This window comes from Psychrosphaera aestuarii, from assembly GCF_017948405.1.
Taxonomy (GTDB): Bacteria; Pseudomonadota; Gammaproteobacteria; order Enterobacterales; family Alteromonadaceae; genus Psychrosphaera; species Psychrosphaera aestuarii.
Map to the genome: position 1 here is coordinate 1,878,975 of NZ_CP072844.1, position 18,634 is coordinate 1,897,608.

Here is an 18,634-nt window from a genome sequence, read left to right on the forward strand (position 1 = left end):
TATTAATATTTTTATCTAGATAGAATTTTTAATTCTAGTTTTGTTGTTAAAGCGTTTACTACATCTTGGTTACTAACTGATAAAACATTTTCTGTTTCTTCAATTTTATCTATGAATAAGTACTGAAAATACCCTCTTATGGCCTTTTGTTGCCAAGATGAGGGAAGCTCCTTAAGATTTACTGCTAGTCCTAACTCTAAATACTTTAACTCTTCTAATACACTAAATATATTTTGAGAAACACGCAGAGGTGGAAAATCTATACAACACAAAACAATTTGATTCGGGTAAAGGTTCAATTCTCGCTTTACTTTAATTACCTCTTTTAGAAAATTACCATCTCGTAAAACATCAATACTTATAGGTATCATAAATGCCATTTTAGATAGCTTTCCAATATTATAAGTCCCTATAATGTCAGAGAACTGGGACAGTAACCTTGTATATAAAACAGTCAACAAGCCCGCCTCTTTGCAAAAGTCATACAGAGAGTTGAATGATTGATAATTAGCGTCAAAAGCACTATTTTCTAGCTGTATTTCATAAAAAGCAAAGTCACTAGGACTAGATATTGTTAGTGGTGTAACAGAAATGAAATTGCTACCGTTGCCCAACGCATCTCGAGTTTTTGCAATACTTCGTAATACTTCAATTTGTTGATTTGCCATATTTTCAGTAAAAAATGAGCATATATCCTGCGTATATTCGCTTTCCTCCAACGCAAGGTTTGCTTGCTGATATAAAACGTCAATTGTAGCGTGATTTTTACTAGTGGCGGAAACGCCTATTTTATAATCAATTAATACCTCGCTATTTTGCTGAGGATATCTATTAATGATTTTATTCGGTAATTGTTTTAACACTCCCGACATCAAAATAAGATCGTTACTGGAAATTAAAAACGCAAAAACCCCCTCTGCGACGGCATATACCTTATTGCTAAGATGACTCTCTTCAGTTTCCAAAACCATAAGGTTTTGCGATAAATTCAGTTCGATGTTGGAAGAAAAAGCGATCATTAGCTCAACAAGCTCATTACGGGACAATGTATTGTTTAGAAAGGGAAAGTTACAAACCTTAACTAGTATAAGTGAATAATTTGCTAGCTCTTCTTGTTTATTTAGTTTTGTTGTCTGAGTTTTTAGTGCACTGAAGTTCGGCAAGTCAAATAAAGCATCATGAGTCGCTTCGTATAGCCTTTGAGACTCACTGATTCTGACCCGCTCTGCTAACGCCATTGAAATAAACGCCATCTCAAACATAACGCTAAGCATAGTTGCATGCCTAGCCCAAAAAGTGTACTCAATCGCGCCTACCATAAACATAGTCCCAATTGCAGCGCCAGCTAACAAGGGAAACCAAGATAGGACATAATACTTCGCCCAATTTGAATTATGTTTAAATGTGCTAATCACCATCACTAAACACAAAATATAAATAAGGGTTTGTATTGGAAAGAAAAAATTGGCGGTTTGGTATTCTGGTATAAAAAAGGAAATAAAAGATAATAAACCTAAAAATATGATACAAAAGCGAGTGACTTTAGTTATATTTGAATCTGTTGCACTATTAAACTTTAAAAAATACATAGTAAACGCGAGTAAACTTATGCCAAGCCAAAAATAAAAAAACATCAAATATTGGCTAATAAATTTATATATTGGTGGTGTAAATATGAAAACTCCGAACCCGTGTAGTACAGAAAGAACAACCAGAAAAAGTGTAATGTATGCGATATAAATCAAGTATAAAGTTTCCCGATTTCCGACGTACAAAATCAGATTATATATACTCATCAATAACACTATACCAATAAAACCTCCCCAGAGAAGGTACACTGCTTCTGTATACTGAGCGAAATCTTTTTTATGAAAAATTAGTATTGGTAAATTAGGGCTACCATCTGTCTGTGTTTTTATTATAAGTCTTTTAACAACATCGCTATTTAGATTTAAATCAATTCTGGGCATTGCAGCCAACGAGGCCGAACTTTTTTCGGAGTATTTATTGAGTCTAAATAACGGTTGTTCGTATTTACTTTCAGTATAAATCTCTAAGACATCCAACGTTGGATTATCAAATAAAAGAACTAATTCAAGATTTTCTTTAGCTACATTTTTTAAAGATAATGAATGCCATCTATAGTCTAATCCAAAACCTCCGCTACTCGCATTTAGCGTCTCATTCGGTGCCTGTTGCAGTTCATGTGTAACAATATCGATTGGCTTATCGTTGTCTGATAAATAGCGTTTAAATTGAATATCTAAGAAAAAATTATCGCGGCTTATTTTAGAGTCTGTCACCTCATTTATTACCAAACTCAAATTGACCAAAATCAATAAAATAGGAAACAGCACCAATATCACCATTAGCCATTGCTTTATACGACTTTTCTTATTCACTTTCTTTCCTGTTATATTTATCTAGAAATAGCAGGTACTGTTCCTGCTGCATCGGCTGAGCTAGCGCACAACTCTGTACCACTAAGTTTTCATTATCAATAAAGTCTATCGAGTAAAAGTCTTCTATTGATAACTCAAGTAATACTTTATTTGCTAGTGTTTTAATAAACGCGGTGACTGCTAGAATTCTATTATGATTAATTTCACCTTCTTTCGTCTCCATTATAGAGCCAGGCCCGAAACGAATATACATCATTGGAAATAATTTATAACTTATCATCGTCGAAACCGTGCTGAAATTTGTACTTAATAAAAAGCCATGCGTCTCTAATTGTTTGATGTTGGGCAAAAGAAAAGCGTCGTTAACGTCTGTATCATTGCAAGTCAACTCCAAAACAAATTGGTTCGCATCGACTTCATGAGTACTTATTTTCCGCTTTATTACTTTAACAAATCTATCTAAATCTAGTTCGTTTAAACACAGCTTAATCGTTAAGGTGTACACTGATCCATTTGTGTGTCGCCGTACAGATTTTAAGTGCACACAGGCTTGTTCTAATAAATTTTCAATTATTGTGGTTGATAAGCTTAGGCTATTTGTAAAATCTGAAGTCCGAACGGGCTCTGACTGACCGGTTTGTTTATTACAAATAAACGGCATAATTTCTGCGCCTATACACTTTTTCTTTTTGATATCAATTTGTGGTTGGAATAAATATTCGATTTTTGAAACAGATGCTGTGTCTTGTACATAAAGAGTTTGGCTTTTGACTTTTGCGATGTCTTTTCTAAGTGATTTATCGAGTATACATATAGATAAGTTTTTAGCGTGAGCTATGTCTATCGCTTTTAGCGTGTCATCAATAAGGTCAATCGTTTTGTATGAGCTATTTTGATATGAGGTAACGACAATATTAAAGTTAAAATTAACTTCAATATCAAGTTCATCTAACTTAACCGTTACTGGCTGCTGATCCGCGAGTTTTTTTAACACTGCATCCAATAATACAACATCGTTGCTTATAACTAAAAACGCAAACACCCCTTCCTTTATGTTTGCCGCAGACTTTGCTTCAGATGATGGATCTATTTCAATTATCATCAGATCTAAGCTCAAAAGTTCTTCTATATTTTTTAAAAATATTAACGTCGCTGATTTTAGTAGGCTACCTTGTAGATAGGTTTTAATAGAAGAATATCTATGTACTGAAAAGGTTAAAACTGAAAAATCAAAAACTGTTTTATCCAGTCTCAATTCATCTACACGCTTTTGGAAAAGACTTCTGTTTGCAATTCCAAGTAATTGGTCATGGGTGGTCTCATATAACCTGACCTGTTCGGTAGCCCTTAACCTTTGTACAAGTGCCATAGAAATTAATGACATTTCGGTAAGGACACCCAACAAGAGCGCATGCCTATTCCAAAAAGAGTAGTCTAGTTGCCCAGCAAACATAAGAGAGCCAATTGCAGCTCCTAGAAACAATGGGAACCACGAAATGATATAAAATTTCGTCCAATGTATATGCTCACGAAAGGACATTGCCAATAACGCAATTACGAGAGCATAGGTAAAAGCTTGTAGAAAGAAAAAAGGTATTGCCGCAGTCGACTCTTTTAAAAATAGAAAAATAACCGACGCTAAAAGTAACAAATATTTAAAAGCATGTGTGAATCTTACAACTGAATAACCAGACTTGTTTAGTTTTAAAAAATGTAAAGCTAAAGACAGTGTGAAAAAACAAAGAATGCAGTTTAAGACATTAATATTATTTGATAATAAGTAATATATTGAATCATGGACTAGATACACATTAAACCCATGTAGAGTACCGAGCTGCAACAGAAACACACAAACGTATCCGATGTAATATAAATAAATATTTTCTCGTGTTCCGGCATACAAAATAATGTTGTAGAGCGTCATGACAATAGCAGAGCCAATAAAAGCTCCCCAAACCATGTAAATTGCAGTTTTGTATCGTGAAAAATCTTCTGTCTTGAAAACTAGTAGTGGCAGAAATGCTGAGCCCGTAGTTTGTGTTTTAAAATATATTGTTTTCTGACTATTTGCTGGAACTAAAAGCTCACTACTTGTGTTTCTATTGTTGAGTCTCGATTGTTCTTCGTAGCCATCACCAAACCGTGAAACATATCTAACGGTGTCTCTATCCTGCTTGTAGACATAAATACTATCGATTGTCGGATTGTCAAAGTACACAGTATAACGTTGGTCTAGCGACGACAAATTAGAAATTACATAACGGTAGTAAAATACTCTATCATCAAAGCCCCAATTTATTGTTTTACTGAAGCGTTGATAATTTAAGTTTTTAATATAAAACGTTTGATCAGTGTCTATTTCACTGGTAGCCCATGACTTATCGATATGTGTTGTTAATTCACTATCACTTATTCTTAATCCATCTAACGCATAAAACGTAGAAACACTGCTATAAACAAGTGACATCACAAATACTAAAACGATTGCTATAAGGCCGTATTGATAAATATTTCTCAATTTCATTCCAGTAATATATTTGTAAAAAACACTTGCAGTGGTACAAAAAACAGACTAAATCACAAACACTGTTCATTTATCCAGTAGTTACTAAATATGTTAAACAATATAATTTCAGCAAAGACAGAATACCAACTTAACCCTTTGAATAGTATTAAAAAAGGGGACTTAGATCTAATTAGTCTTTTAAAAGCTTATAGCACTTTACCCGGTTGGATTTTATTAATCGCTCCGGAAGGCTGTCCAACAAAAGACTACCTAATTGAAAATAGTATAGATGTTAATAAAGTTATTGTTTTTCAAAAGAAGCACTGCCAAGATGTATTCTACACTGCAAACGAAGCGGTTAAGCACCATACATGCTCAGCAGTCATATTTTGGGATAATGCGATGAGTGAAGCGCAGCAAAGAGTAATTTTCGAAAAAGGAAGCGATGCGGCCATAGCAATTCACTCTTTAAATGTCGATAACATTGATGGCATACTTCACGCTCATTAAATTTTATAAGAGAAAATAAATGTCTTTTTCTTGTCCCTGCAATTTAAAGTCTGCACATTGTGTTTGTAACGATCTTATAAATGGGTCTTTAGTCGCAGAAACACCTTTAGACTTAATGCGTTCTCGTTATGTAGCTTTTGCCACTGGTGAATGTGAGTATCTATTCGAAACAAGCTCGCAAAAATTGAAAGCCGAACTTAGTGTTAAAGAATTACATACTGCTTGTCAAAATTGTGACTTTACAAACTTAGAAATTATTAACGCTGAAAATGACACGGTGGAATTTAAAGCGGACTTTATTGCCGATGGTTACTTACAGCAGATTTATGAAAAGTCGTTATTCATAAAAGAAAACGGTGAATGGAAATATGATTCAGGTGAGTTGTTTGATGTTCCTATTATCAAAATAGAGCGTAATGACAAGTGCCCATGTGGATCAAACCAAAAATTTAAAAAATGTCACGGAAAGTAAAAAGCCAGCAATTAAGCTGGCTTTAAATGAGTGTATATTACCGGAAGGTTAATACTAAGAGCGTTTCTGCTCTTGCTCTGCAAGATATAACCAAGTTTCTAATACCGTATCTGGGTTTAAAGAAACTGAATCAATACCCTCTTCTACTAACCAATTTGCAAAGTCTTCATGATCCGAAGGTCCTTGACCACAAATACCAACGTATTTACCAGCTTTCTTCGCTGCTTTTATTGCCATTGACAATAGTGCTTTTACCGCTTCGTTTCGCTCATCAAATAAATGTGCAATTAAACCAGAGTCTCTATCAAGCCCTAAAGTAAGTTGCGTTAAGTCATTTGAACCTATCGAAAACCCGTCAAAATACTCCAAAAACTGATCGGCTAATAATGCGTTTGATGGTAATTCGCACATCATGATTACGCGCAGTCCGTTTTCCCCACGTTTTAAACCGTGTTCTACAAGTAGTTCCGATACTTGTTTAGCCTCACATACAGTTCTTACAAACGGGATCATAACTTCTACGTTTGTTAAGCCCATGTCATTTCTAACACGTTTTAACGCTTCACATTCAAGTGCAAAACAGTCACGGAACGAATCAGAAATATAACGAGATGCGCCACGGTACCCTATCATTGGGTTTTCTTCATCTGGTTCGTATTGCTCACCACCGACTAAATTAGCATACTCGTTTGATTTAAAATCAGACATACGAACAATGACTTTTTGCGGATAAAACGCGGCAGCTAAGGTAGCTATACCCTCTTTTAGCTTGTTGATATAAAACTCAACTGGTGACTCGTAACCTGCGATCAGCTCATCAATTTCATCTTTGATATCGGTTGATTGCGCTTCATAATTCAATAACGCTTTTGGATGCACGCCAATCATACGGTTAATAATAAACTCTAGACGGGCTAAGCCAATACCTGCATGCGGCAAACGGGCAAAGTCAAAAGCACGATCTGGATTACCAACGTTCATCATTACCTTAACCGGTAAGTCTGGCATTTCATCTACTTTTGATGTAACGACTTCAAATGGGAGTACTTCACCATAAATAAAACCAGTATCACCTTCTGCACAAGACACAGTGACTTCATCACCAGTTTCAATTAACGATGTTGCATCACCACAACCAACCACCGCTGGGATACCTAATTCACGAGCTATGATAGCGGCATGACATGTGCGACCACCTCGGTTTGTAACAATCGCTGATGCTCGCTTCATGATCGGTTCCCAGTCAGGGTCTGTCATGTCTGTCACCAAAACATCACCAGGCTGGATCTGGTCCATTTCTGCAATTGACTTTAATACTTTTGCTGTGCCTGAACCCACTTTATGGCCAATAGCGCGACCCGTACATTTGACTGTACCACGGCGCTCTAATTGGAAAGTTTCTATAACATTAGCTTCTTCATTACTGCGGACAGTTTCAGGTCTTGCTTGAACAATATAAAGTTGGTTATCTAAACCATCTTTAGCCCACTCAATATCCATAGGGCGACCATAATGTTTCTCAATCGTTACGGCTTGTTTCGCTAATTCCATGACTTCTTCATCAGTAAGAGAGAACTCATTCGCACGAGCAGGATCAACATCTTCAATAGTAACTTGTTTACCATGCTCTTGTGTATCGGCATAAATCATTTGAATTGCTTTACTGCCCATAGTTTTGCGCACAACAGCTGGTCGGCCTGCTGCTAAGGTTGGCTTATGAACATAAAATTCATCTGGGTTTACTGCACCCTGAACAACCATCTCACCTAAACCAAAGGCTGACGTTACAAACACCACGTCTTCAAAGCCAGATTCAGTATCAATCGAGAACATAACACCTGAAGATGACTTGTCTGAACGCACCATGCGTTGAATACCAGCAGATAAAGCAACACCCTTGTGGTCATAACCTTGGTGTACACGATAAGAAATGGCACGGTCATTAAATAATGATGCAAATACGTGTTTAACTGCGACCTTTACGGCGTCTAGACCTTTTACATTAAGAAACGTTTCTTGTTGACCCGCAAAAGACGCATCTGGCATATCTTCTGCTGTTGCAGAAGAACGAACTGCAAATGATGCTTGCTCACCTAATTCACCCGCTAACTTTTGATACGACTCTGCTAGTGCGGCTTCTAATGCTGGCGTAAACGGAGTTTCAATAATCCAGTTACGGATTTGCTCTCCAGTTTTAGTCAATTCAGCGATATCATCAACATCTAGTTTATCCAAAGATTCATGGATTCGTGCTTCTAAGCCACTTTGTTCTAAAAATTCATTAAAGGCGAAAGACGTTGTGGCGAAACCACCGGGTACTTTCACTCCAGCATTGGCGAGATTACTAATCATTTCGCCTAATGACGCATTTTTACCGCCAACTTGGTTGACGTCGTTCATTCCTAATTCTTGATACCAGAGTACATATTCCTGCACGATGACATTCTCCACTAATATTAATAAGTTTTGAGATAAAATAGAGTTTGATATAGGTTTTGTTATATGATTTGTATTATTACAAAAACACTTACAAACGCGAGCGCATTCTACACAACCTACCGCTATTGGTAAAATTTAAATGCGTTTGAAAATTTATTACTACAAAGGATATTTATGACGCGCAGCGCATTTTATGTATCTGATGGAACTGCAATTACAGCAGAAACCATAGGTCACGCGACATTATCGCAATACGACTTTACTATTGAACACATTACCGTGCCTTTTATAGAGAGTGATGAAAAAGCTAAACAGCTAAAAGAGCAAATAAATAGACGTTTTAAAACTACAGGCCATCGCCCTTTTGTATTTCACACCTTTGTTGACAAATCCCTCGCTAGTGAAGTTTGTGATTCAAATTCGATTTGTTTTGATGTGCTTGAACCCTTCTCAAATGTCATCAGTGAAAAGCTTAATATCAAAGCTAATCCAGTTAAACACAGAACACACTCAATAAAAGAACATAAATATGACGCCAGAATTGAGGCAATGAACTTTGCACTTGCCAATGATGACGGTCAAACTACCGATAATTATGATGATGCGGATGTTATTTTAGTCGGCGTTTCAAGAAGTGGTAAAACCCCTACAAGTATATACTTGGCACTTCAATATGGTATCAAAGCCGCTAACTATCCATTTACTGAAGACGACATGGAAGATTTTAAATTATCAGACGTTTTAAAAGCGAATAAACGAAAGATCTTTGGCTTAACCATTGAACCAAACAGGCTAGCCGCAATTCGACACGAACGCTACGCTAATAGTAAATATGCGTCACTGCGTCAGTGCCGTATGGAGCTACGCGAAGTTGAACGTATGTACAAAGCAAATAAAATCCCTTTTATTAATACAACACATTTCTCAGTAGAGGAAATATCAGCAAAAATTACTTCTACAATGAAACTAGTTCGTCATAATCACTAGGTACGGGAAAGAAATAAAAACACGCCATAAAGCAAGGGCTGATGTAACAAGTAAATAATAAGACTATGTTTGCCAGCCCAGTTTAACCAACGATTAAACAAGTTATTTCTTATCTCTATATTAAGCAGGGACATTTTAACCTTGTCACTATATTGAATGGCGTAACCGATTGCACAACCCCATAAGACAACGCCAAACCAAGGAAATACCGGAGCGTAATCTAAGGCAGGTCGTTGATGCAGTACCATTCCTATCCAATGTAACCAAGCTACTTCAAACACTGGGCTCGATATTAAATGGCCGGCAAAAAATATAATTGTACCTATTGCAAGACTTATCCAAGGTTTATTAATGAATAGCAAAGCAAGCCAACTAGAGAATAAAATTAGATGAAGAATACCAAATAAAGTGGTTTTTTCAGGGGCAATAATAAAAGAAGATATAGACACCGCAATTGATGCAGCCATTAGCTGCATTGTTCGACGTTTAATACTTGACCAATTAATTCCATTTGCATGAACAAATTGAAGACTAATACCAACCAGTAGTAAAAAACTTATGACTATCAAATACCGAAATGGAACCCAATACCCAACGCCAAATTGAGTATCAATGTAACCAAACACATCTAAATCGTAACAAAGATGATAAATCACCATTAATAAAATTGCGCTACCCCTAAACCAATCGATTATGGGATAGCGAACTTGAGGTAATTTGTTATCGAGCGTCTTTGAGTGCATCAGTAATCAAGAATGCCAGCTCCAATACCTGATCAGCATTTAAGCGAGGATCGCATTGTGTTTCATAACGTTGACTCAAATCAGCTTCACTCAGTCCATAAGCGCCACCGGTACATTCGGTAACGTGTTGACCTGTCATTTCAAAGTGAACACCGCCGGCCCACGTTCCTTCTGCTTTATGAACACTAAAGAAGTCTTGGATTTCTCTCAACACGGCATCAAAATTACGAGTTTTGTAACCGTTGCTCGCTTTAATCGTATTCCCATGCATTGGATCAGAACTCCAAACGACATGCCGTCCTTCTTGCTTTACTCTTTGAACCAAGGCAGGTAGCTTTTTACCGATAACATCAGCACCCATACGAGTGATTAACGTTAATCGCCCAGGTATGTTGTTCGGATTTAACGCATCTATCAGTTTAATAAGCTCATCCGGCGTCATACCAGGACCAACTTTAACGCCAATTGGGTTGTGGATGCCTTTAAAAAATTCAATGTGAGCATGGTCTAATTGACGGGTACGCTCACCAATCCAAACCATATGAGCAGAGCAATCGTACCATTTATCTGTTAGATGATCTTTGCGGGTTAAGGCTTGCTCATAGTTTAACAAAAGCGCTTCGTGCGATGTAAACAATTGCGTCTCTTTAATCATCGGCGTTGTTTCTGACGTTAGTCCAATGACTTCCATAAAGTCTAACGTTTCCTTTAACTGATCAGCAAGGTGTTGATAACGTTCCCTATTTGGATTCGACTCTACAAAACTCATATTCCAACGGTTTACCTGATGCAAATCAGCTAAGCCACCTTGCGCAAATGCACGTAGTAAATTAAGAGTTGATGCCGAATGATGGTACGCTGTAATTAAGCGTTGTGGATCAGGCTCTCTCGCTAACTCATTGAATTCGAAGCTATTAACAATATCACCTCGATAACTAGGAAGCTGTACGCCATTAATTTCTTCAAAATCAGAAGATCGTGGCTTCGCGTATTGACCTGCAACTCGAGCAATTTTAGTTACTGGCACTTTGCCACCAAACGTTAGTACCACTGCCATTTGCAGCATTACCTTAAACGTATCGCGAATATTAGTCGCACTGAAATCATTAAAAGATTCAGCACAGTCGCCACCTTGAAGCAAGAAACCTCTACCATTTGCGACTTCACCTAATTGGCGATGCAGTTCGCGCGTTTCTTCAGCGAAAACCAATGGTGGGAATGAGTGTATTTGAGCCTCTACACTTTTTAATAATTCTTTATCTTTATATGTTGGCTGTTGCTGTATTGGCAACGCTCTCCAACTTTCAGGAGTCCAATTTGTCACGTAATACCCTTAGTTTAAATATAGTCACTTTTTTATTTGATTTAGAAGACCATCACTAGCGTCTTCGATGAGGTCCAAAACAAACTCAAATCCAGCCGCACCACCATAATAAGGATCAGGAACTTCACTTTGGTCAGCATAAGCTTGTGAGAATTCTGTCATCAATCTTATTTTATGATGATGATGTTCAGGGCATGCAGAAATTAAATCTGAAAAATTCGAATCGTCCATTGCTAGAATAATGTCGAAGTTTTCAAAGTCACTCTGTACTACCTTTCGGGCAGATATTCCAGAAAAGTTATATCCTCTACTCTCACCAACTTTTTGTGAACGTCCATCGGGCTTTGCGCCTTGATGGTATGCTGCTGTACCTGCACTATCGATTTTTAGATCGAGGCCAGCGGCTTCAGATTTGTGCCGAAATACCGCATGAGCCGAAGGCGAGCGACAAATGTTGCCTAAACAGACAAAAAGCACTGAGTTAATAGAAGATAATGTCACTTTTTTGGTAACCTTGTTTGAAAATTAAACTAAGTGGTAGTGCGCCTTAACTTAAGGACAGAATACATTGTGTCAGAAGACGTTATTTGCGCTACACCGATGGTTACATTAAGCCACACTGTTCATGATTTTTAAACCATTACCACCACTAAAATAGAGTCTATATACTAATATCTTACTCTTTTTAGTAATAAACAAGTCATTCAGCAGATAGCATTTGATTATTTATAGCCATAACACTTAAATATATAGATAATACGGCACCGAAAATGACAACAAAGCGCATTAATGAAAGAAGTAAAAGCAAAATTTTTCGATCTCAATGAAACTAGACATTTATTAAAGCTCGCGATCCCTTTACTTATCACTCAGGTAATTACGGCACTCATGCTGTTTACCGATACAGTAATAGCATCCCAATTAAGCCATGTGGATATGGCATCGGTTTCCGTTGCCACTAGTTTATGGGGACCAGTTGTATTTTCAATTCAAGGTTTGCTTATTGCCGTCACACCTGTGGTCGCGCAATTGTTAGGTAGCGGTGGCGCAAACAGTGATACCCGTCCGATTGTTTCTACTTTGTACCAAGGTATTTATCTAGCACTTATTGTTTGTGCGTTTGTAATTTTGTTTTATCAGTTTGTTAATGTGCCACTCGATAACTTAGGTCTAGAACAAGAGTTACATGACAAGTCGTTAGGTTATTTACAATTTGCAATTTGGGGCATATTGCCAACCTGTTTGTTTTTTGTATTTAGAAGTTTTTTTGAAGGCGTTGGTTTAACCACCCCTGCGCTGATAACCGGTGTTATTGGTTTAATATTAAACATTCCGTTGAACTACATTTTTGTATTTGGCGAATTCGGTATGCCGCAATTAGGTGGTGCCGGTTGTGGATTAGCAACCGCAATTATCCAATGGATAAGCTTTTTTGTACTATTGATTTATTTGCATAAGGGTAAACGCCTAAAGCCAATGAAAGTATTCAGTCGCTTTGAAAAGCCCGATACTATTAAAATCAAGAGCTTGTCTAAGATCGGATTGCCAATCTTTATATCGTTGCTTTTTGAAACCACATTATTCGCGTTTTCAGCACTTGCTATCGCACCACTTGGGTCTATTGCCGTAGCAGGCCACCAGGTGGCATTTAGTTATAGTAGTGTTGTATTTATGATGCCGCTAAGTCTATCTATGGCCGCTACAATTCGCATCGGCTATTTAAAGGGATTTGGCGATATCGCAATGTTAAAGCAAGCAATTAAGACTTGTTTTGTATTAGCAGCAGCCTTTGGCACGTTTGTAATGGCAATTACGTTTTTTTTCAGGGACGTTATTATTGCTATGTATACAGAGCAACCAGAAGTTGTTGCCCTTGCCTCTAGTATCTTAATTATTACTGCTATTTATCAGCTTCCTGATGCTGTACAGGTCATGTGTGCGGGTATATTTAAAGGTTTGAAAATCACTAAACCGCTTCTATACATCACATTTATTGCATATTGGCCACTTGGTTTTGGTTTAGGCTATTTACTCGGGCGAACCGACGTAATAGTTCCAGCGATGGGACCTGCCGGTTTTTGGTGGGGGATTGTTTTGGGTTTAACCGCAGCGTCTATCATGTTCTTTTACTGGCTGAGAAGAACGCTGAAAAATCCAGACACTTTTCTGCCCAATTAATTAAAATAAAAAAGCCAGCTTAATAAGAAAGCTGGCTTTTTCCCAATTTACACTCGTTAAATATTGCCGAGAGTTAGTCGTCTTCTGTTAACGTCATTAACGATGTATTGCCACCAGATGCAGTCGTATCAATACTTACTGTCTTTTCCGTTAACATACGTGAAATAAGATTATCATCGTACTCAGCTTCTATAACTGGAAGTATTGCACCATTTCTGCGTGCCAATTGCTCAGAAACATAGGCTGTTCGTTTAGATCGAGACTCGATTACAACCCCTGCTAAGTCTTCATGACCTAATAATGGTTCTAAATGACGAAGTCTTGCCACTTGTAGTACGCCTTTTTCTACGCCCGTCGCTAGTAGCTTCTCACGGAACGCCTGAGCTTCCTCATAAAACAAATCAGAAACAACAGCTATTACAACGTTACCTGTTGCCAATGCCGTTACAACAGATAATGTCCAATAGTGAAACGATACATTTTTATCTGCAAAACATACTAATGTGCCACGTGGCTCATAAAATAGAGTATTTGATTCACCTGTTGGTCCAGGCAATTGAACCGGCTTTTTCATTTTACGTTCAATATTAATCAACTGATTACGAGACGCTTTTAACGTTTTTTCTAAGTTATCGGCTAAATCATCAACTATATCAACAGTCGCAATACTTGCTAATAACTGTCGTACATAAGATAAGCGACTTACCAAATCAGTTAACCGCCAAGACTCGCGGGTAAACTTAGCGGTTTCCATCATCTCTTTAGCGGCGTCAATCGACAGGTCATCTGTTTCTAATGCTGGATCTTCTTCAGGATAATCAAATTCATCTGGCGTTGCTTTTTCAATCATCAAACGAGGCAAATAGTTTGGACCACCCGCTTTAGGACCCGTTCCTGATAAGCCTCGGCCGCCAAATGGTTGTACACCTACCACAGCACCAATCATGTTTCTATTAACGTAAACATTACCCGCTCTAGACAACTTAGCGAGTTGAACTGCACGTTCTTCAATACGAGAGTGAATGCCCATAGTTAAACCAAAACCTGTTGAGTTAACTTGGTCAACAACTTCAATTATTTGATCGGCCTTAAAACGAATTACATGAACACATGGTCCGAAAACTTCTTTTTCAAGCTGGTTAATATTCTCTATTTCATAAAGCCTTGGAGCGAAATAAGTTCCGTTTTCACAGTCACTTGAAAGCGTGCCTTCAAATAGCAACTTGCCTTTAGACTGCATGAATTCGGCGTGTGAATTAAGAGCTGCTAACGCTTTCTCATCGATTACAGGACCTACATCTGTAGATAACAATGCCGGATCACCTATGGATAATTCATCTAACGCACCTTTAATCATACGGATCACGTTATCAGCAATATCCTCTTGGATATATAGCACCCTTAACGCCGAGCAACGTTGACCGGCACTTTGGAAACCAGATGCAATCACGTCATCAACAACTTGCTCCGGTAACGCCGTTGAGTCAACAATCATGCAATTTTGACCACCCGTTTCTGCAATAAGTGGAACCTGCTCACCACCTCGCTCTGCTAATATCTGCGATATTAAGGTACCGGTTTGAGTAGAGCCGGTAAACATTACTGCCTTTACTCTCTCATCTGGTAATAAGGTATTGCCTACGTCAGGCCCTCTGGCAATAACAAGTTGGACAACATTTTCTGGCAAACCAACTTGTTTCATCAACTCTACCGCTCGAATCGCAATTAAGCTCGTTTGCTCCGCCGGCTTTGCTAGAACCGTATTACCGGTAACAACAGCGGCAACCACTTGGCCTAAAAATATCGCTAACGGGAAGTTCCAAGGGCTAATACATAAAATTACGCCTCGAGGCTCTAGCCTGTCATCATTTGCAAGTTCTTCGGCTCGAGCTGCATAGTAACGACAAAAGTCTACCGCTTCACGAATTTCGTCCACACCGTCTTTAGCTATTTTCCCAGCTTCTTTTATACATAAACCAATTAATTCTTCGGTATTATCTTCAAGAATATCAGCGGTTTTACGCAATAATTCTGCTCGAACTGAAATAGATGTTGTCGACCATTCAGTAAAGGCGTTATCCGCTCGCTCAAGCATTTTTGTCATTTCATCTGTACTAGTAAACTTGTGATAGCCTACCACTTCTGAATGATTTGCAGGATTTCGAACTGCATGTGCATTATCTGGCAAGTCTTTTTTAAACGCTTTAACCGACGCTTGATTCGTTTCAAACCAAGACTCCAATGACTTTTTAAGAGGTAATAGTTCATTAATGTCGGTTAAATCTAGACCTTTTGAGTTGGCTCGCTCTTTACCAAAAATTTGATGTGGCAAATTAATTTGATCGTTGTAAACAGACTCAAGTCGTTGTGTTCTTTCCATAGGATCAAACAACAAGTCTTCAACTGGTTTTTCAACATCTACAATCGCATTCACAAACGACGAGTTGGCACCATTCTCTAATAAACGACGAACCAAATAAGCTAAAAGGTCTTCATGAACGCCTACAGGCGCGTAAATACGACATTGAATTTTCTGCTCACTCACTATTTGGTCATACAAGCTATCGCCCATGCCATGCAAACATTGAAATTCAAAACCCTCTTTATCATCACCAGCGAGCTCTAATATTGTCGAAGCTGTATAGCCATTATGTGTCGCAAACTGCGGATAAATAGTATCGCGATACTCTAACAATTTATTAGCACAGGCGTGGTATGAAACGTCTGTAGAGGATTTACGAGTAAATACTGGAAAATGTGGTTCGCCATCTCGTTGCGCGTTTTTGATTTCAGAATCCCAATACGCCCCTTTGACCAAACGCACCATTAGCTTTCGGTGAGTTTTTAATGTCAGGCTACGTAACCAATCAATAACAAAAATAGCTCGTTTTTGGTAAGCTTGTACCGCTAATCCAAATCCATTCCAATCACCTAAGTCATCATCAAGAAAAACCGCTTCAATGATATCTAAAGATATATCTAGGCGTTCCGACTCTTCTGCATCTACAGTAAGTCCGATGTCCCAATCTTTAGCCATTAATGCTAATGCTTTTAGCTTAGGAACAATCTCCTCTAAAACACGATGACGGTTACCAAACTCATATCTAGGATGGATAGCGGATAGTTTTACCGAAATTCCCGGGCTTGTTCTCGGCCCACGGCCTTTGGCTTTTTTACCTATAACTTTTATAGCATCAACATAAGCTTGATAATACTTATTGGCATCTTCCATGTTGCGCGCACCCTCTCCTAACATGTCATAGGAGTAGACGTATCCTTTAGTCTCTTTTTTCATGGCGCGTTCAGTTGCATCTTCGATGTCTTCGCCCATTACAAACTGCTGACCCATTATCTTCATTGCAATTTTCATTGCTTTACGGATAACCGGCTCACCAAATTTACCTACAGTGCGTTTTAAAATACCATATTGAGCTTTGGTGCTATCACTTGAATACTTCACCATACTGCCGGTCAGTAATAGTCCCCAACTTGATGCGTTAACGAACATGGACTCGCTACCACCAATATGACGACTCCAAGCACCTTGGCCTATTTTGTCTTGAATCAATTTATCTTGTGTTGCTTTATCTGGAACGCGAAGCAAGGCTTCTGCCAGACACATAAGAACTACGCCTTCCTCTGAAGATAATGAATATTCATTCAAAAGTGCGTCAATGCCACTGTTTTCCGTATTTTCTTTACGAATACGAACAACCATTTTACGAGCTCTTTCCCATGCACGGCTACGAGCCGCAAGACTAATCTCTGCCTCAGGAAGGATAAACTTCATTGCTTCTTCTTCATCAATGCGATAGAAGTCTCGAATCTTTTGACGAATTGGGCAATCTGTAATTAGGTTGTCGTTAAACAACATAGGCAAAATCCTCTTAAACAAAAGTGAGCCACTTTAATAGCAGCTAAGAATGGCGCGCATTCTAATAGAAACATTCACTAAGTGACTAATAAAATTTATTATATATCTACACCTAGTTTTACTTATCAATCAATCATTAAGTACACCGTGCAATAAATAATTAGCAAGTGCAACCTTAGTCCCTATTATGGTAACTCCTGACCGCGCGAACTAACATAAAGTTGGTACCACTGCTCACGGCTAAGCTCCACTTGTAACGCTTGTTGACAGGCTTTTATTCGTTGGCAATTAGTTGTACCTATAATTGGCATTACATTAGCAGGATGTTTCATAACCCACGCTAATATAATTGCTTCAGGCGATACACCCTGTTCCTTCGCAATTAGTTTTACAAGGTTAGCAGTATTCTTAATATCTTCATTGCCATTTGCCACTGAACTTCCTGTAAACATGCCTTGACTTAAACTCCCCCAAGACTGCAACTGCACTTCGTTGTCTTGACAATATTCAAGTGTACCAATGGGAAAAGAATGTTCCACTTTACTACCGACATTGCTAGTTACACTTTGTTCCAGCCAGTCTAGTTTACTTAAGCTTAGCTCTAACTGATTTATTACTAACGGTGTGTTCAAGTTACGTTGCAGTGACTTCATTTGATGTGACGACATATTAGAAACACCAAAATGTCCAACTAAGCCCTGTTGTTGCAATGTGTTTAAGGTATCAGACAATTCCATCGAATCCATTAATGGGTCCGGACGATGTAAAAGTAATATTGGTAACTGTTCTATATTCAAACGCTTTAAAATGCCTTTTACGCTCGACTCTATCCATTCTTTTGAGAAGTCATATCTTTTCGGGCCAGCGTCATCTTCAAAACGAATGCCGCACTTTGACTGCAACACAATTTGTTCTAACAACTCTGGGCGTTGCTTAATGACTTTACCGAAAACCTGTTCAGCTTTGTTAAAAGTATAAATATCGGCATGATCAAATAATTGGATCCCGGCCTCTAGCGCTACGTCAATTACCTCATGGGCTTGTTTTATGTCTTGATCAGAGATGGCTTGGTTATTCCAGCCGCCGCCCAGTCCCATGCATCCGTAGACTAATCGATTGGATACACCTAAATTGTGTAACGTTGTGGTAATTTTCATAAATATCCAAATTAAAAAATGACGTTTAAGACAAGGGAATTA

Annotated in this window: 12 protein-coding genes; 4 read left to right on the plus strand and 8 right to left on the minus strand. The window is 38.1% G+C overall.

Annotated elements, in window-relative coordinates:
* Positions 1 to 11: 11 nt before the first annotated feature.
* Both J9318_RS08600 and J9318_RS08605 read right to left on the minus strand, forming a co-directional pair.
* Entirely contained in the window at positions 12 to 2,357 is a 2,346-nt protein-coding gene (locus J9318_RS08600; RefSeq protein WP_210559534.1) for a 7TM-DISM domain-containing protein, read from the minus strand.
* 37 nt (positions 2,358 to 2,394) lie between these two features.
* Positions 2,395 to 4,920, minus strand: a complete 2,526-nt coding sequence (locus tag J9318_RS08605) for a 7TM diverse intracellular signaling domain-containing protein (RefSeq protein ID WP_210559535.1) — start codon at positions 4,918 to 4,920, stop codon at positions 2,395 to 2,397.
* A gap of 96 nt (positions 4,921 to 5,016) precedes the next feature.
* Here J9318_RS08605 and J9318_RS08610 point away from each other — a divergent pair, with 96 nt between their 5' ends.
* Together J9318_RS08610 and J9318_RS08615 are read left to right on the plus strand one after the other, a co-directional pair.
* Complete coding sequence (locus J9318_RS08610) at positions 5,017 to 5,418, plus strand: hypothetical protein (RefSeq protein ID WP_210559536.1); 402 nt, start codon at positions 5,017 to 5,019, stop codon at positions 5,416 to 5,418.
* Positions 5,419 to 5,437: 19 nt separating this feature from the next.
* Positions 5,438 to 5,890 carry a YchJ family protein gene (locus tag J9318_RS08615; RefSeq protein ID WP_210562415.1) on the plus strand — a complete coding sequence of 151 codons (453 nt, stop codon included), beginning with the start codon at positions 5,438 to 5,440 and terminating at the stop codon, positions 5,888 to 5,890.
* Between the two features lie 54 nt (positions 5,891 to 5,944).
* On the opposite strand, the gene ppsA is transcribed toward J9318_RS08615, so the two are convergent.
* Positions 5,945 to 8,326, minus strand: a complete 2,382-nt coding sequence (ppsA, locus tag J9318_RS08620) for a phosphoenolpyruvate synthase (protein ID WP_210559537.1) — start codon at positions 8,324 to 8,326, stop codon at positions 5,945 to 5,947.
* A gap of 177 nt (positions 8,327 to 8,503) precedes the next feature.
* On the opposite strand from ppsA, the gene ppsR reads away from it, so the two are divergent.
* Positions 8,504 to 9,316 (plus strand): posphoenolpyruvate synthetase regulatory kinase/phosphorylase PpsR, encoded by an 813-nt coding sequence (ppsR, locus tag J9318_RS08625; RefSeq protein ID WP_210559538.1) that lies wholly within the window; start codon positions 8,504 to 8,506, stop codon positions 9,314 to 9,316.
* Here ppsR and J9318_RS08630 read toward each other — a convergent pair.
* Genes J9318_RS08630 through J9318_RS08640 form a run of 3 tightly spaced genes read right to left on the minus strand, consistent with a single transcriptional unit; the run spans position 9,313 to position 11,884 of the window.
* Positions 9,313 to 10,059 (minus strand): heparan-alpha-glucosaminide N-acetyltransferase, encoded by a 747-nt coding sequence (locus J9318_RS08630; RefSeq protein WP_210559539.1) that lies wholly within the window; start codon positions 10,057 to 10,059, stop codon positions 9,313 to 9,315. The two genes, ppsR and J9318_RS08630, sit on opposite strands and share 4 nt — an antisense overlap.
* Positions 10,037 to 11,383: a class II 3-deoxy-7-phosphoheptulonate synthase gene (locus J9318_RS08635; protein ID WP_210559540.1), complete on the minus strand. Its 1,347-nt coding sequence runs from the start codon at positions 11,381 to 11,383 to the stop codon at positions 10,037 to 10,039. The genes J9318_RS08630 and J9318_RS08635 overlap by 23 nt, the downstream gene beginning before the upstream one ends.
* Before the next feature lie 24 nt (positions 11,384 to 11,407).
* Complete coding sequence (locus tag J9318_RS08640; protein WP_210559541.1) at positions 11,408 to 11,884, minus strand: low molecular weight protein-tyrosine-phosphatase; 477 nt, start codon at positions 11,882 to 11,884, stop codon at positions 11,408 to 11,410.
* Between the two features lie 288 nt (positions 11,885 to 12,172).
* On the opposite strand from J9318_RS08640, the gene J9318_RS08645 reads away from it, so the two are divergent.
* Positions 12,173 to 13,561 carry an MATE family efflux transporter gene (locus tag J9318_RS08645; RefSeq protein ID WP_210559542.1) on the plus strand — a complete coding sequence of 463 codons (1,389 nt, stop codon included), beginning with the start codon at positions 12,173 to 12,175 and terminating at the stop codon, positions 13,559 to 13,561.
* Positions 13,562 to 13,634: 73 nt separating this feature from the next.
* Here the strand turns inward: J9318_RS08645 and putA are convergent, their stop codons facing one another.
* Complete coding sequence (putA, locus tag J9318_RS08650; protein WP_210559543.1) at positions 13,635 to 17,435, minus strand: bifunctional proline dehydrogenase/L-glutamate gamma-semialdehyde dehydrogenase PutA; 3,801 nt, start codon at positions 17,433 to 17,435, stop codon at positions 13,635 to 13,637.
* A gap of 185 nt (positions 17,436 to 17,620) precedes the next feature.
* Positions 17,621 to 18,592 (minus strand): aldo/keto reductase, encoded by a 972-nt coding sequence (locus J9318_RS08655; protein WP_210559544.1) that lies wholly within the window; start codon positions 18,590 to 18,592, stop codon positions 17,621 to 17,623.
* Positions 18,593 to 18,634: the final 42 nt, after the last annotated feature.

Excerpts from the sequence above, each read along its gene's own strand:
- J9318_RS08610 (WP_210559536.1), top strand. The coding sequence starts at position 5,017 with ATGTTAAACAATATAATTTCAGCAAAGACAGAATACCAACTTAACCCT.
- J9318_RS08615 (WP_210562415.1), top strand. The coding sequence starts at position 5,438 with ATGTCTTTTTCTTGTCCCTGCAATTTAAAGTCTGCACATTGTGTTTGT.
- ppsR (WP_210559538.1), top strand. The coding sequence starts at position 8,504 with ATGACGCGCAGCGCATTTTATGTATCTGATGGAACTGCAATTACAGCA.
- J9318_RS08630 (WP_210559539.1), bottom strand. The coding sequence starts at position 10,059 with ATGCACTCAAAGACGCTCGATAACAAATTACCTCAAGTTCGCTATCCC.
- J9318_RS08645 (WP_210559542.1), top strand. The coding sequence starts at position 12,173 with ATGAAAGAAGTAAAAGCAAAATTTTTCGATCTCAATGAAACTAGACAT.
- putA (WP_210559543.1), bottom strand. The coding sequence starts at position 17,435 with ATGTTGTTTAACGACAACCTAATTACAGATTGCCCAATTCGTCAAAAG.
- J9318_RS08655 (WP_210559544.1), bottom strand. The coding sequence starts at position 18,592 with ATGAAAATTACCACAACGTTACACAATTTAGGTGTATCCAATCGATTA.